The sequence below is a fragment of the Mesorhizobium sp. WSM4837 genome (assembly GCF_055811435.1).
Genome location: NZ_JBVVQE010000014.1, coordinates 20,456 through 34,571, shown reverse-complemented (window position 1 = coordinate 34,571; position 14,116 = coordinate 20,456). Strand labels below are relative to the sequence as shown.

Below are 14,116 nucleotides of genomic sequence, written 5' to 3'. Positions count from 1 at the left end.
GCAATCGCTGAGGTTTGCGCTGCCGGACGGGGGGCGCAACACCGTTAAGCTTTGATCCATCAGATTAGAGCATAGTCCGCGCCCTGCGTGATAGGCCACGAGCTGTCACCGTATGGGGGCCAAGCAATGCTACAATCTGGACGTCATTTTCTCAATTCCGAGAGCGGCTCCCTCGCGCCGATACTCGCCATCATGCTTATCCCGATGTGTGCCGCTCTGGGCTTTTCAATCGACTACAACTCAGCCGTTGCGACCAGGGGATCGATGCAGAATGCGCTCGATGCCGCGACCCTGTCGATCACGACGCTGCCAACCAGCACGTCACTGGCGGACCGTCAGGTGAAACTGCAGGAGTCGTTTACGGCCAATAGCGGGCAAGGCATCGCCAAGCTCGACGGCTTCGTCGTCGCTGCCGACGGCACCGCCAGCATCAATGCTTCGGCCAGCTTTGCCATGCCGACGAACTTCATGCAGATCGCCCACGCCGACACGGTGCAGATCGGCGTCGCGTCGGCGGTGCGCAAGCGGCCGGCGCTGGTGCAGACCACGTTCAAGATCGACAAAGTGTCGGGCCATTGGGCCAAGACGATGAGACTCTACGGCACGAAATTCGGCGAGACGGCGGCCAACCCGCTGATGAAGATCACCTATGTCTACAACAACTTTGGTGATCCGAAAGGCTACGGCACGTCCACCGTGTACACGGTCAACGGAGCGACGGAAACGAAGGTCCAGGAACAAAAATGCACGACCAAGACGGTGCAGAATTTCAACAACCTGCCCACTGGAGCGATCACCCAGACGAGCGGCAACAAGAAATACCTGACCACCTGCACCAACACCATGTATCCCGCGAACGGCGCCGGCGCGGTGATCGACGTCAGCCTGATGGATGTGCTGTACCTGCAGATGGATGTGCCGTCGGCCCAAACACCCAAGCTCAAGTCGAACGACGCGAACACATCGAATCGGTTGTACATCGACGGCGTTGAAGTCGCGAACGGCAAACTGGTGGACATCTTCACCGCCGTGCCGTGCGGCCAACCCAGCCAGCAGGCCTGGGAAGATGGCGGCAATCCCGTACCGGCTCCGGTGTCCAACGCCGACTTCTTCTACACCGTGACCGGCAAATGCGATTTCAACCAGCGGCCTTCGCAAACAGTGCTTACGCAATAGGCCGGCGACCGCGGCGCGCCCAGAAGGGGCGCGGGTCCGCACAGCATCAGATTTCAACGCCGTCCGGCCGCCCCGGGCGGCGTTTTTGTGTGGGCAACGGTTCGAAATTCGAAGGCGTAGGGTGACGCCGTTTGGCTTCCCCCTTGTGGGAGGGGAAGGACCGATCACGAAGCGGTGATGGCTGTAACGAAGGCCCAGGCAGCGGCGAACAGCTGATGTGATCGCCATTCCGGCGCGCCACCAACCCTGGGAGACCATCATGACCAACCTCACCCGCCTGACCTTGCCGGCACTTGCCTTGGCGCTTTGCTCGACGGCGCTTTTTGCCGGCGGCGTTGCGCGCGCCGAAGATGCGATGAAGCCGGCCGATGCGATGGCGACTGACGCCATGAAGCCGGCGACCGACGCGATGAAGCCCGCGGATCCGATGGCGGCCGAAAAGATGAAGGACTGCATGGACAAGGCTGCCATGGAAACCGACGCGATGAAGAAGGACGAGGCGACCAAGACCTGCGACGCGATGGGGACGGCCAAGTAGGCCGCGTCCGGAACCGGGCGCGGCCGGTGCACGCGCCGCACAGCAATGTGAGACCGCGACGGACCTATCTGTCGTATAGTCTTAAACTCATGCAGGGAGATCAGAGATGACCGGCATTGAAAAAACCGCCGCGAAACGATTGATGAACGTGGCCAGGGGCGCGCTTGCGGCGCTGATGCTCGCGGCGGCCGGCGCCGCCTTGTGGCAGACGCCGGCAATCTCGGCCGAGGCGGCGGTGGTGATCCCGCCGCCGGCGGTGGACGAAAAACCCGCCGCCGGCGCGGCCAAGGCGGTCTTCGCCGGCGGCTGCTTCTGGGGCGTGCAAGGCGTGTTCCAGCACGTCAAGGGCGTGACCAGCGCCGTCTCCGGCTATGCCGGCGGCGACAAGGACACCGCCGTCTACGAGACGGTCGGCACCGGCCGGACCGGGCGTGCCGAGGCCGTCGAGATCATCTACGAGCCGTCCAAAGTCACTTACGGCCAGTTGCTGCAGGTGTATTTCTCGGTCGCGCACAACCCGACGCAGCTGAACTACCAGGGTCCGGACCGCGGCCCGCAATACCGTTCGACGATCTTTGCCGAAAGCGACGCGCAGAAGAAGATCGCCGAGAGCTATATCGCCCAGCTCGACAAGGCCAACGTGTTTCCGGAGCCGATCGTGACTACGCTGGAGACGGGGAAAAAATTCTATCCGGCCGAGGACTACCACCAGGACTTTTTGACGCTGAACCCGACCTATCCCTACATCGTCTACAACGACCTGCCCAAGGTCGAGAATTTGAAGACGCTGTTTCCAGACCGCTACAGCGACAAGCCGGTGCTGGTGCTGGCCGGCAACAAGAGCTGATCTTTGCCCGTGTGTACTTGGTGCGTCCTAATGGACGCATGTCGGCGTCAGGTGTGGTGAGGTACCAGGTCAGGCCGCGCCGAAAATGGTGGATTCCGAGAACCGGAACGGAGCGTACTTTCGGGTACGCGAGTAGCGCCGGTTGCAGGCCGGCTGAATATCAACACAGCTTATTGCACGCCCAGAAACTGCCGGAGCTCCGGCGTCCTGGGATTGGAAAAAACGTCCTCGGGGGCGCCGATCTCATGGACGCGGCCCTGATGCATGAAGACGACGCGCGAGCAGACGTCGCGGGCAAAGCGCATCTCGTGGGTGACCATCACCAGCGTCATGCCTTCCGCCGCCAATTCCTTGACGACGGCCAGCACCTCGGCGACGAGCTCGGGATCGAGCGCCGAGGTGATCTCGTCGCATAGCAGCGCGATGGGCTGCATGGCGAGCGCCCGGGCGATCGCCACGCGCTGCTGCTGGCCGCCGGACAATTCGTCCGGCAACGCATCGAACTTGTGGGCGAGACCGACGCGGTCGAGCATTTTTCGCGCGACCGCCTCGGCGTCCTTCTTCGGCGTCTTCTTCACCACCATCTGCGACAGCATGACATTGCCACCGGCGGTGAGATGCGGGAACAGGTTGAATTGCTGAAAAATCATGCCGACCTTCAGGCGCAGCGCCTTAAGATGCACCTCGTCGGGCAGGAACTGGGCGCCGGCGACGACGATCGAGCCTTCATCGATGGTCTCGAGCCCGTTGATGCAGCGCAGCAGCGTCGACTTGCCCGAACCGCTCTTGCCGATGATGGCGACGACCTCGCCCGCCGCGACGTCGATGGAAATCCCCTTCAGCACCTCGTTGTCGCCGAAGCGCTTCTTCACCTCAGTGATTGCGATGAGCGACATTGAGCTTCCTTTCCAGGAGCTGGCTGGATTTCGACAGCGGCCAGCACAAAGCAAAATAGATGAGCGCGACCAAGCCATAGACGGTGAACGGCTGGAACGTCGCGTTGGTGACGATCGAACCGGCCTTCGACAGTTCGACGAAGCCGATGATCGAGGTGAGCGCGGTGCCCTTCACCACCTGCACCGAGAAGCCGACGGTCGGCGGCACCGCCACTTTCAGTGCCTGCGGCAGGATGACGTAGCGCATCTGCTGGAGATAACCCATGCCGAGGCTGGCTGACGCCTCCCATTGGCCCTTGGCAATGCTCTGGACGCAGCCACGCCAGATTTCGGCGAGGAAGGCTGCGGTCCACAGGATGAGCGCGACACAGGCGGCAAGCCAGGCGGGAACGTCGATGCCAAACAGGCCAAGCCCGAAGAAAGCCAGAAAGAGCTGCATCAGCAGCGGCGTGCCCTGAAACAGCTGGATGCAGCCGCGTGACAGAAACTGCATCCCACGCCGGCCGCCGATGCGCAAGAAAAGCAGGGCCGCGCCGACGATGCCGCCACCGATGAAGGAGACCAGCGAGAGGACAACGGTCCAGCGGGCGGCCAGAAGCAGGTTGCGCAGGATGTCCCAGAAGCTGAACTCGGTCATGGCGCCTGTCTCATCGCGACGCCTTCCTCGGGAACAGCATCCCGCCCAGGCCGGCCAGCAGCTGGCGCAGCAGGATGGCGAGCGCCAGGTAGATCAAGGTGGAGACGATGTAGGTTTCGAAGGCCCTGAAATTGCGCGACTGGATAAAATTGGCGGCGAAGGTCAGGTCCTCAGCGGCAATCTGCGAAACGACGGCCGAACCCAGCATGACGATGACGATCTGCGACGACAGCGCAGGCCAGATGCGCTGCAGCGCCGGGACCAGAACCACGTGCCAGAAGGTCTGGAACGGGGTCATGGCGAGGCTGGCGCCGGCCTCGAACTGGCCGCGCGGCGTGGCCTGGATGCCGGCGCGGATGATCTCGCAGCTGTAAGCGCCGAGGTTGACGATCATGGCGAGGTTGGCGGCGGTCAGTTCCGACATCCTGATGCCAAGCGACGGCAGGCCGAAGAAGATGAAGAACAGCTGGATGAGGAAGGGCGTGTTGCGGATCAGCTCGACATAGGTCGCAACGACGGGTTTTAGCCATTTCGGCCCCAGCGCCCGCACCCAGGCGCAGGCAATGCCCAATGCCACGCCGAACACCGCGCCGATCAGGATAAGCTGCACGGTGATCCGGATGCCCTTGAGCAGCACCGGCAGAGATCCGATCAGCCAGCTGAAATCGAACTGATAGGTCATGGCTTGCTATCCGACCTCCCACACGCGGCGGGCGGCGATCACAGCTCAGCCGGCAGGTCCACCTTCAGCCATTTTTGCGAAATCGCGTTGAGGGCGCCATCGGACCTGGCGGCGGCGATGATCCCGTTGATCTTGGCCATCAACGCCGGCTGCTCCTTGTTCATGCCGATGTAGCAAGGCGAGTTCTTGATCAGGAACTTGAGCTCCGGCCGCTTGGGCGGGTTCTTTTCGAGGATGGCGGCGGCGACGACATTCCCGGTCGCGATCACCTCGACCTGGCCCGAAAGGAAAGCCGAAATAGTGCCGTTATTGTCCTCGTAGCGCTTGATCTCGACGCTCGCGGGCACAACCTTGGTCAGTTCGAGATCTTCGATCGCGCCGCGGGTGACGCCAACGGTCTTGCCGGCGAGGTCTTCCGCTTTTGCGACGGCGACGTCTGCCGGAGCGAACACGCCGTTGTAGAACGGAGCATAGGCTTCGGAAAAGTCGATGACCTTCTCGCGATCGGGATTCTTGCCGAGGCTGGAAATGACCAGGTCGACTTTGTTGGTCTGGAGATAGGGAATGCGGTTGGCGCTGGTGACCGGGACGATCTCGACCTTGGCGCCGAGCTTTTCGCCAATCAGATTGGCGATGTCGACGTCGTAGCCTTGCGGCGTCATGTCGGCGCCGACACTGCCGAAGGGCGGGAAATCCTGTGGAACGGCGATGCGGACGGTGCCGCGCGCCGCGATGTCGCTCAAGGCGTCGGCCCGCGCCTGCGGAGACGAAGCCATGGCCATTCCAACGGCGGCGGCGAAGGCCAGCATGCAGACATTGCGACGGTTCATTATCTTTCCCTTTGACTGGACAAAACCAATTGGTCGCCAAGGCAAAGCAACAGACATGCCAAACCATCGAAATCGCTGCGAATCGGACTTTCCCGGCGGGATTGGCAAGGTGGGATTGGCAAGGCAGTCTTCACGAGCCGCTGCCGCCCGAGCAATCGACTGCCTGAATATTGTGCAGTTCGGCGGTTTGCCAGTCAGTCGTAGGTCAGATCCGTCGCCTTGCCGCCGAAGACGCGGTAGGCATAAAACGAATAGAAAATGATGATCGGCAGCACCACCACCGTGCCGGCCAGGATGATGGCGAGGCTTTCCGGCGCGGACGCCGCCTGCCAGATGGTCAGCCTGTCGGGCACGACGAAGGGATAGAACGACCAGGCGAGGCCGGCAAAGCCCAGCGTGAAGATGGCGGCCAGCGTCAGGAACGGCGTCAGCGCATGGCGGTCGCCGGCCTTGGGCAGATGGAAGGTCTGCCGCCACAGCCATGCGAACAGCACCGCCGACAGGACCGGCAGCGGCGACAAATAGAGCATGGCCGGCCAGACGAACCATTTGTCGAAGATGCGCGGACTGGCGAGCGGCGTGGCCAGCGACACGGCGACCATGCCGAGCGCGGTCAGCACCAGCGCCCGGCGCAGCCATAGCACCGCCTTCTTCTGCAATTCGCCTTCCGTCTTGTAGATGACCCAGGCCGCGCCCATCGCCGCATAGGCGGCGGCAAGGCAGAGCGCCACCAGCCCGCCGAAGGCCATGCCGCCGGGGCCGACATCAAGGCCCAGCACATAGATCCCCAGCATGTAGCCCTGCGCCAGCGAAGCGATGACCGAGCCCAGGAAGAAGATGCGGTTCCAGCGATGCTTGTGACCGGCCGGCACCTTGGCCCGGAAATCGAAGGCAACGCCGCGCAGGATCAGGCCGACAAGGAGCAGGAAGACCGGAATGTAGAGCGCGGTGAGGATGGTGCCGTGCGCCAGCGGGAAGGCGACCAGCAGCAGGCCGACGGCCAGCACCAGCCAGGTCTCGTTGGCGTCCCAGAACGGGCCTATTGCGGCGATCATCGTGTCCTGCTCGGCGTCTCCGGCGGCTGCGAACAGGATGCCGATACCGAGATCAAAGCCGTCGAGGATGACGTAGATCAGGATGGCAAGGCCCATCAGGCCGGCGAAGATGAGGGGGAGCAATGTCGGCCAGTCGAGGGTCATCGCCGTTCTCCTATTTCGCCGCCGGCTGCGACAGCGGCGCGTCGAGAACGCCCGGCAGCGGCGAGGCATCGCCGTCCTTCGCCGCCTTCAGGGCCAGATAGACCAGCACGCCGAGATAGGCGATCAGAAGCAGCGCATAGAGGATGAGATAAAACGCGAGCGACAGCGCGACCTGGCTGCCGGCGACCGGGCCGACGGCATCGACAGTTTTCAGCACGCCGGTGACCAGCCACGGTTGGCGGCCGATCTCGGTGGTGTACCAGCCAGCCAGCGTCGCCAGCCAGCCGGACAGCGCCATCGGCACCATCACCAGCGCCAGCGGTCTCGGCAGGCTATGCCGGCGTTTGAGGAAAAAGGCGGCCGACCAGGAGACGACGAGCATCAGGACGCCGGTGCCGACCATGATGCGAAAAGCCCAGAACACCGGGAACACCGGCGGGTGGTTGCCGGCATAGTCGTTCAGCCCCGGCACGACGCCGCTGGCGCTGTGCCTGAGGATGAGGCTGGCGCCATCGGGGATGGTGATCTCGTATTTGTTCTCCCTTGCCGCCTCGTCGGGAAGCGCGAAAAGGACCAGCGGCACGTTGGGGCCGGTGTTCCAGTTGGCTTCCATGGCGGCGATCTTCTGCGGCTGATGCTCGAGCGTGTTGAGGCCATGCTGGTCGCCGGCGAAGATCTGGATGGGGATCAGGATCGCCGCGGTGAAGACACCGGTGCGCAAGGCTTTCCACATCGATTCCGAACGGTCGCCATAGAGATAGCGCAGCGCCGACAGGCCGGCGATCAGGAACGAAACCGTCAGGCCGGAGGCAAGCAGCATGTGGACGAGCCGGTAGGGCATGGACGGGTTAAAGACGATCGCCCACCAGTCGGTAGCGTGGGCTACGCCGTCGCGCATCTCGAAGCCGACCGGCGTCTGCATCCATGAATTGAGCGCGATGATCCAGAAGGCGGACAGGGTGGTGCCGCCGGCCACCAGCACGGTTGCCAGCGTGTGGATGCGGTTGGAGACGCGGCGGAAGCCGAACAGCATGATGCCGAGGAACGCCGCCTCGAGGAAGAAGGCGGTGAGTATCTCATAGGCGAGCAGCGGGCCGGCGATGTTGCCGACGGTCTCCATGTAGCCCGGCCAGTTGGTGCCGAACTGGAAGCTCATGGTGACGCCCGAAACCACGCCCATGGCAAAGGACAGCGCGAACACCTTCACCCAGGTGAAATAGGCGCGCATCCAGGCGGTATCACCGGTGGCGTTGTAGCGAAGCTTGAAGAACAGCAGCATCCAGCCAAGCGCGATGGTGATAGCCGGAAACAGGATATGGAACGAGATGTTAGCGCCGAACTGGATGCGCGAAAGGATGAGCGGGTCCATGGCGGGCTCCGGCTGCTGCTATGTCAGGGAAGATAGGCCGGATGCGCCAGGCGGTCAAAGCGGCGTGGCGTCACGCGAGGCGGAACGCCGCAGGACCGCGCAGCGGTGGATGCGCCGATGTCCAGAATGTCAGGAGTGCCATTGACTTCCGGCCGCGCGCACCGACATTCAGCGGACTAAAACCAACAGACCTCCTTTCAAGCAGCCGTTTTTCAACCATGCCATCGATCATTTCCATTTCCGAGGTCACCAAGACCTACGCCACCGGTTTCAAAGCGCTGAAGGAGATCAACCTCGATATCGAGCGCGGCGAGATTTTTGCGCTGCTCGGGCCGAACGGCGCCGGCAAGACGACGCTGATCTCGATCGTCTGCGGTATCGTCAACCGCTCGTCGGGCACGGTCAGCGTCGACGGCCACGACATCAGCCGGGATTATCGCGCCGCACGCAGCCTCATCGGGCTGGTGCCGCAGGAACTGACCATCGACGCGTTCGAGAGCGTGTGGGCGACGGTCAACTACAGCCGCGGCCTGTTCGGCAAGCCGGCCAACCACGGCTTCGTCGAGAAAGTGCTGCGCGACCTGTCGTTGTGGGACAAGAAGGACGCCAAGGCGATCACCCTGTCCGGCGGCATGAAGCGGCGGCTGATGATCGCCAAGGCGCTGTCGCACGAACCGAGGGTGCTGTTCCTCGACGAGCCGACAGCCGGCGTCGACGTCGAGCTGCGTCAGGACATGTGGGCGATGGTGCGCCGGCTGCGCGAGGATGGCGTCACCATCATCCTGACCACGCACTATATCGAGGAGGCCGAGGCGATGGCCGACCGCGTCGGCGTCATCAATCGCGGTGAGATCGTGCTGGTTGAGGACAAGGTGCAACTGATGCGCACACTCGGCCGCAAACGGCTGTTGCTGGAATTGCGCAGCCCGCTCGCCACCATACCCGAGAGATTGTCGCGCTACGCTTTGGAGCTTTCGCCGGACGGTGATCGACTGACTTACACCTATGACAACCAGAGCGAGCGGCCGGGCGTCGCCTCGCTGCTCCGCGACCTTGAGACGGCCGGCATCCAGTTCCGCGATATCGACACGCAAAACAGCTCGCTTGAGGAGATCTTCGTCAACCTGGTGAGGAAGGGCGCATGAACCCGCGAGCAGTCTGGGCGATCTACAAGATGGAGATGGCGCGCGCTTTTCGGACCGTGCTGCAGAGCATCGTCTCGCCGGTCATCTCGACATCGCTCTATTTCGTCGTCTTCGGCTCGGCCATCGGCTCGCGCATCACCGAGATCGACGGCATCAGCTACGGCGCCTTTATCGTGCCGGGGCTGATCATGCTGTCGCTGCTGACGCAGTCGATCTCCAACGCCTCCTTCGCCATCTATTTCCCGAAATTCGTCGGCTCGATCTACGAGCTGCTGTCGGCGCCGGTGTCCTATCTGGAGATCATCATCGCCTATGTCGGGGGTGCGGCGACCAAGTCGATCATACTCGGCCTGATCATCCTGGGGACCGCGTCGCTGTTCGTGCCGCTGACCATCGAGCATCCGTTCTGGATGCTCTCCTTCCTGGTGCTGACGTCGGTGACCTTCAGCCTGTTCGGGTTCATCATCGGCATCTGGGCGAAGAGCTTCGAGCAGCTGCAGCTGGTGCCGCTGCTGATCATCACGCCGCTTACCTTCCTTGGCGGCAGCTTCTATTCGATCGACATGCTGCCCGGCACCTGGCGCACGGTGACGCTGTTCAACCCTGTCCTTTATCTGGTCAGCGGCTTTCGCTGGAGTTTCTACGGCAAGTCCGACGTCTCGATCGGCATCAGCCTCGGCATGACCGTGGTTTTCCTGCTTATCTGCATAGCGATCGTCGCGTGGATTTTCAGGACCGGCTACCGGCTGCGGAACTGACTGAACGGCCTGCCCAGGCGACGCAGCGCCAGCATCCGAGCGATGTTCCCGACCCAAGACGACCAAATCTGGTGACGACGCTTGAAAGCGGCCGTGCGATGGCGGCGCTTGATTTCCATATAATGTTATATATCATGTTATCAATTGGCTGGCAGGTTGATTATGGAAGACGTCATAAGGTCCCTTGGCTTCCTGTGCCTGGGCAGCAGGCTGAAGCGTATTGGCGAGCAATTGCAGGCGGATACGCAGCGCCTGCTCGACTGCCTCGATGTGCCGGTTCAGTCGAGCCAATACCCGCTGCTGGCTGCGCTCGACAGGCTGGGCCCGCTGCCAGTCGGGGAACTGGCGCAATCCCTCGGGGTCGCGCAGCCAGGTGTAACGCGGAGCGTGTCGCTTCTGGCCGAATTGGGACTGGTCGAGGTCAGTCCATCGGATGATGACCAGCGGCGCAGGATTGTCTGCCTTACCCTGCACGGCCAGCGGCTGGCCGATATTGCAAAGCACGACGTCTGGCCGCGCATCGAGAATGCCGTCGCGGATCTGTGCGCGGATCTTTCTGGGCCGCTTCTTGATCAGCTGGCCGCCATCGAGGACGGCCTCGCCGCGGCGCCTCTCGACCGTCGTGTAAAGAAGCCGGAAGGTGCCGCGCAATGAAACACCTGCTTGACCGTCCCGTGTGGAGCGCGCTTCGGACGCGACACCACGCCTTCGCGCAAGGTGACGACCTCGCCATGCGGTATCGGCCCTCGATAGCTCCGTTCGCTGCCAGTGCCGCGGACGATGCGGAAAGCCTGCAGGCGCTCGGAAAACGTGTCTCCCCAGGCGAGAGTGCGATCCTGCTTCAGGTGGACGCCATTGCTCTGCCCGCGGAACTTTCGGCGACTTCGACCGCGCCCGGGGTTCAGATGATTGCCGAGCGGCCATTGCAGATGGTCTCCGACGAGCGCGTGTAACGTCTGACGCGGGACGATGCAGCTGAGATGCTCGCCTTGGCATTGGTGACCAAGCCCGGCCCATTCACGCTCGAAGCCTTGAGCCTCGGCGATTTTTGGGGTGTGAAGATCGAGGGCCGACTTGCGGCGATGGCCGGCGAACGCATGAAGCAACCCGGCTATACCGAACTTAGCGGGGTGTGCTCACATCCGGAATTTCGAGGCGGTAGCCTGGGCAGGCTGCTGTCGCTGTTCGTGGCAAACCGGATAGCGGCGCGCGGCGAAGTTCCCTATCTCCACGCCTATGCCAGCAACACCACGGCCATAGGATTATACGAGTCCATTGGCTTCAGGTTGAGAAGCATGATGGACGTGGCCGTGGTTCAGCGCGCCGAATGAGCCCATCAGGCGCATTCCCGCGCATCAGGAAAAGGAAGGATTTCGTATCGAAGAAATCCTTCCTTGGCGCTGCTAGCGCCTTGCGGCGATTCAGACCGCGATCTTGCCACCGCCCTGTTTGGTGATGGCGACGACCGACGGCCGCACCGGCATATCGGGCTTGAAGTCAGGCCAGCGGGTCGACGGGTCCTCGTAGTAAGAGGGACGGCCAAAAGCCTCCCAGTCTTCGCCGCCATCGGCCGGATGCTGAACCGCGACGAAGGCGGTCTGGTCGTCGGGCGTGAATAGCGGGCCGCACATTTCGGCGCCGATCGGCACGCGGAAGAACAGTTTCGAGGTCGCCCGCGCCTCGCCTTCGGTGTCGACCGCCCACAGGCCATCGGTGCGGCCGGTGGCCTTCGGGCCCTGGCCATCGGTCGAGACCCAAAGCCGGCCGGCCGAATCGATGGCGCAATTATCCGGCATGCCGAACCAGCCATTGGCGGTGGTTGCGGTCGAGAAGGTGGCGCCAACTTCGGCCACTGAGGGATCGCCGCATTTCAACAGCACTTCCCACTTGCCCTTGGCGGCAGTGAAATCGCCACCGTCCTCGACGATCTCGATGATATGGCCGAAGGCGTTTTCGGCGCGCGGATTGGCGGCGTCGACCTGGTCCGTCTTGCGCTTCGAATTGTTGGTCAGCATGACGTAGACCTTGCCAGTCGTCGGATTGGGCTGGATGTCCTCGGGGCGATCCATCTTGGTGGCACCGAGCAGATCGGCGGCACGGCGCGTCTCGATCAGCACGTCGGCCTGGCTGGCAAAGCCGTTCTCCGCCGTCAGCGGGCCCTGGCCGAAGACGATGGGCAGCCATTCGATCGACCCGTCCTCGGCGAATTTGGCGACGTAGAGCGTGCCGTCGTCGAGGAGATCCATGTTGGCGGCGCGGTCCTCGGCGTTGAACTTGCCGGCCGTGACGAATTTATAGACATAGTCGAAGCGTTCGTCGTCGCCGAGATAGAAAACGACACGGCCATCCTTGGCGACGATCGATTCAGCGCCCTCATGCTTGAAGCGGCCCATGGCAGTGCGCTTCCTCGGCACCGAGGTCGGATCGTTGACGTCGACCTCAACAATCCAGCCGAAGCGATTCGGCTCGTTCGGCTCCTTGCCGATGTCGAAGCGATCGTAATGCGCAACCCATTCATAGGCGCCTTCGGGAATACCCAGGCGCTTGTAGTTGGTGGCTTCCTTGTGGCCTTCCGGCAGCTCGCCCGAGAAATAGCCGTGTATGTTTTCCTCGGCCATGACGTAGGTGCCCCAGGGCGTGACGCCGCCGGCACAATTGTTGACAGTGCCGATGACCTTCGTGCCGGTCGGATCGGCACTGGTCTTGACGCGGTCGTGGCCGGCGACGGGGCCGGACAGTGCCATCTCGGTGTTGGCGGTGATGCGGCGGTTGAGCTTGCCGTCGCGCACCACCTGCCATTTGCCTGATGCCTTGCGGATCTCGACGATGGTGCCGCCATGCGCGGCCATCTCGACGTCGACCTGTTCCTTGCTCAGCGGCGCCTGCTTGGCCTCCCCATCGACGATGGTGACAAGGCCCGGGAACATCAGATGCGGATTGGTGTATTCGTGGTTGACCACCAGCAGGCCATGCTCGGCCGAGCCGTCGATCGGGATATAGCCGACATAGTCGTTATTGTAGCCAAACTGTCTTTCCTGGGCCTGCGCCGACTGTTTTGTCGGATCGAATTCCGGCGAATCGGCAAACAGCGGATCGCCCCAGCGCAACAGCACGTCGGCGTCGTAGCCGGCAGCGACATGGTGCTTGTCGTCGACGCCTGCCTCGACCTCGTCGAAACTGAAGACCGAGCCGCCGCCGGCGCGGGCATCGTCGGCGAGGATCAGCGCGAGCGGGCTGACGGTGGCGGCGATGGCGGTTGCCGCGAGCGATCCCTGCAGAAAACCACGGCGCGAGAATCGCGCGGCGATGATTTCGCCCATCGTCTGGTTGTCAGTGGGATTGGTTCCTGGCCCATCGTTTTCCTCGAGCAGGCTGGTGCGGAAATGGGCGTCGGGGCGATGTTCAGTCATGGGGGCGTGCCTCTGGCTCTTTGGGATGGCTGGAGCGTGTTGCTTGACTGACCGCGTATCGCCAGCAGATCACAGTTTGATGACGTTGCCGACCAATTTCCAGCCCGATTTCATGTCTTTGATCAGGCCGCTTGACCGCGACCGACGCTTCCGAAACAAGATCTGCGGCAGGCGCGCAAGCACGGCGTCGGGAGGAACAAAAAAGTGAGTTTCTGGGGACTGGGGCAGCTCGGCATTTCGACAGTGATCTTCCTGCTGGCGGCGACGGCGGCCAAGCAATGGGGTCTGGCGCCGAGCCTCGGCAAGATTCTTCTGACTCTGGCGCTCTATTCAGCGGGCAATCTGATCATGCTGAGGCTGATCCGTGAATTCGGCATGTCGGTGTCGTTCAGCCTGTCGGCGGTGATCCAACTGGTGTCGGTGAACGTGGTGGCACTGGTGTTCTTCGGCGAGCGCGTCAATTCGTTGCAGGCGACCGGCATCGTGCTCGCCGTCGCAGCGGTGGCGCTGATCACGCTCGGACCCTATCTGCAAAAACTGTAGTTGCGCATGACCCCGAAAATCGGAAACGATTTTCGCTGGGGATCATGCGCCAAATCAAAGTGCTACAGCGTCCTGTGCGCGTCCAA

The 14,116-nt window shown here is 62.6% G+C and carries 15 protein-coding genes and 1 pseudogene; 8 read left to right on the top strand and 8 right to left on the bottom strand.

Annotated features, from left to right (window positions below; all coding sequences use genetic code 11):
• Nucleotides 1-126 precede the first annotated feature (126 nt).
• The 3 genes from AC0L3D_RS10620 (at nucleotide 127) to msrA (ending at nucleotide 2,561) form a co-directional block, all read left to right on the top strand.
• The gene (locus AC0L3D_RS10620; RefSeq protein ID WP_473644306.1) at nucleotides 127-1,176 is read left to right on the top strand and encodes a TadE/TadG family type IV pilus assembly protein; all 1,050 of its coding nucleotides are present in this window, start codon (nucleotides 127-129) and stop codon (nucleotides 1,174-1,176) included.
• A 259-nt stretch (nucleotides 1,177-1,435) separates the two neighbouring features.
• Nucleotides 1,436-1,714 carry a hypothetical protein gene (locus AC0L3D_RS10615; RefSeq protein WP_473644196.1) on the top strand — a complete coding sequence of 93 codons (279 nt, stop codon included), beginning with the start codon at nucleotides 1,436-1,438 and terminating at the stop codon, nucleotides 1,712-1,714.
• A 106-nt stretch (nucleotides 1,715-1,820) separates the two neighbouring features.
• The gene (gene msrA / locus AC0L3D_RS10610; RefSeq protein ID WP_473644195.1) at nucleotides 1,821-2,561 is read left to right on the top strand and encodes a peptide-methionine (S)-S-oxide reductase MsrA; all 741 of its coding nucleotides are present in this window, start codon (nucleotides 1,821-1,823) and stop codon (nucleotides 2,559-2,561) included.
• 170 nt (nucleotides 2,562-2,731) lie between these two features.
• Here the strand turns inward: msrA and AC0L3D_RS10605 are convergent, their stop codons facing one another.
• The 7 genes from AC0L3D_RS10605 to AC0L3D_RS10575 all read right to left on the bottom strand — a co-directional run bounded on the left by AC0L3D_RS10605 (nucleotide 2,732) and on the right by AC0L3D_RS10575 (nucleotide 8,406).
• Nucleotides 2,732-3,457 carry an amino acid ABC transporter ATP-binding protein gene (locus AC0L3D_RS10605; RefSeq protein ID WP_128173919.1) on the bottom strand — a complete coding sequence of 242 codons (726 nt, stop codon included), beginning with the start codon at nucleotides 3,455-3,457 and terminating at the stop codon, nucleotides 2,732-2,734.
• The gene (locus AC0L3D_RS10600; RefSeq protein WP_473644193.1) at nucleotides 3,435-4,094 is read right to left on the bottom strand and encodes an amino acid ABC transporter permease; all 660 of its coding nucleotides are present in this window, start codon (nucleotides 4,092-4,094) and stop codon (nucleotides 3,435-3,437) included. Before AC0L3D_RS10600 ends, AC0L3D_RS10605 begins: the two co-directional genes overlap by 23 nt.
• A 10-nt stretch (nucleotides 4,095-4,104) precedes the next feature.
• Nucleotides 4,105-4,776: an amino acid ABC transporter permease gene (locus AC0L3D_RS10595; protein ID WP_128169315.1), complete on the bottom strand. Its 672-nt coding sequence runs from the start codon at nucleotides 4,774-4,776 to the stop codon at nucleotides 4,105-4,107.
• A gap of 38 nt (nucleotides 4,777-4,814) precedes the next feature.
• Nucleotides 4,815-5,585, bottom strand: a complete 771-nt coding sequence (locus tag AC0L3D_RS10590) for a transporter substrate-binding domain-containing protein (protein WP_128169341.1) — start codon at nucleotides 5,583-5,585, stop codon at nucleotides 4,815-4,817.
• Nucleotides 5,586-5,800: 215 nt separating this feature from the next.
• On the bottom strand, nucleotides 5,801-6,805 hold the full coding sequence (locus tag AC0L3D_RS10585; RefSeq protein ID WP_128173921.1) for a cytochrome d ubiquinol oxidase subunit II: 1,005 nt from the start codon (nucleotides 6,803-6,805) through the stop codon (nucleotides 5,801-5,803).
• A 10-nt stretch (nucleotides 6,806-6,815) separates the two neighbouring features.
• Nucleotides 6,816-8,174: a cytochrome ubiquinol oxidase subunit I gene (locus AC0L3D_RS10580; RefSeq protein WP_473644190.1), complete on the bottom strand. Its 1,359-nt coding sequence runs from the start codon at nucleotides 8,172-8,174 to the stop codon at nucleotides 6,816-6,818.
• 70 nt (nucleotides 8,175-8,244) lie between these two features.
• Entirely contained in the window at nucleotides 8,245-8,406 is a 162-nt protein-coding gene (locus tag AC0L3D_RS10575) for a hypothetical protein (protein WP_473644189.1), read from the bottom strand.
• Between AC0L3D_RS10575 and AC0L3D_RS10570 the strand changes: the two genes are divergently transcribed.
• The 4 genes and pseudogenes from AC0L3D_RS10570 (at nucleotide 8,393) to AC0L3D_RS10555 (ending at nucleotide 11,408) form a co-directional block, all read left to right on the top strand.
• On the top strand, nucleotides 8,393-9,319 hold the full coding sequence (locus AC0L3D_RS10570) for an ABC transporter ATP-binding protein (protein ID WP_473644187.1): 927 nt from the start codon (nucleotides 8,393-8,395) through the stop codon (nucleotides 9,317-9,319). The two genes, AC0L3D_RS10575 and AC0L3D_RS10570, sit on opposite strands and share 14 nt — an antisense overlap.
• Nucleotides 9,316-10,077, top strand: coding sequence for an ABC transporter permease (locus tag AC0L3D_RS10565; RefSeq protein ID WP_128245696.1), 762 nt, complete (start codon nucleotides 9,316-9,318; stop codon nucleotides 10,075-10,077). The genes AC0L3D_RS10570 and AC0L3D_RS10565 overlap by 4 nt, the downstream gene beginning before the upstream one ends.
• A gap of 162 nt (nucleotides 10,078-10,239) precedes the next feature.
• The gene (locus AC0L3D_RS10560) at nucleotides 10,240-10,731 is read left to right on the top strand and encodes a MarR family winged helix-turn-helix transcriptional regulator (RefSeq protein WP_473534732.1); all 492 of its coding nucleotides are present in this window, start codon (nucleotides 10,240-10,242) and stop codon (nucleotides 10,729-10,731) included.
• Nucleotides 10,728-11,408: pseudogene (locus AC0L3D_RS10555) on the top strand (GNAT family N-acetyltransferase). The gene AC0L3D_RS10560 and the pseudogene AC0L3D_RS10555 overlap by 4 nt, the downstream one beginning before the upstream one ends.
• Before the next feature lie 90 nt (nucleotides 11,409-11,498).
• On the opposite strand, the gene AC0L3D_RS10550 reads toward AC0L3D_RS10555, so the two are convergent.
• Nucleotides 11,499-13,487, bottom strand: a complete 1,989-nt coding sequence (locus AC0L3D_RS10550) for a PhoX family protein (RefSeq protein WP_473644185.1) — start codon at nucleotides 13,485-13,487, stop codon at nucleotides 11,499-11,501.
• A gap of 204 nt (nucleotides 13,488-13,691) precedes the next feature.
• Between AC0L3D_RS10550 and AC0L3D_RS10545 the strand changes: the two genes are divergently transcribed.
• Nucleotides 13,692-14,030 (top strand): hypothetical protein, encoded by a 339-nt coding sequence (locus AC0L3D_RS10545; protein WP_023801413.1) that lies wholly within the window; start codon nucleotides 13,692-13,694, stop codon nucleotides 14,028-14,030.
• Nucleotides 14,031-14,116: the final 86 nt, after the last annotated feature.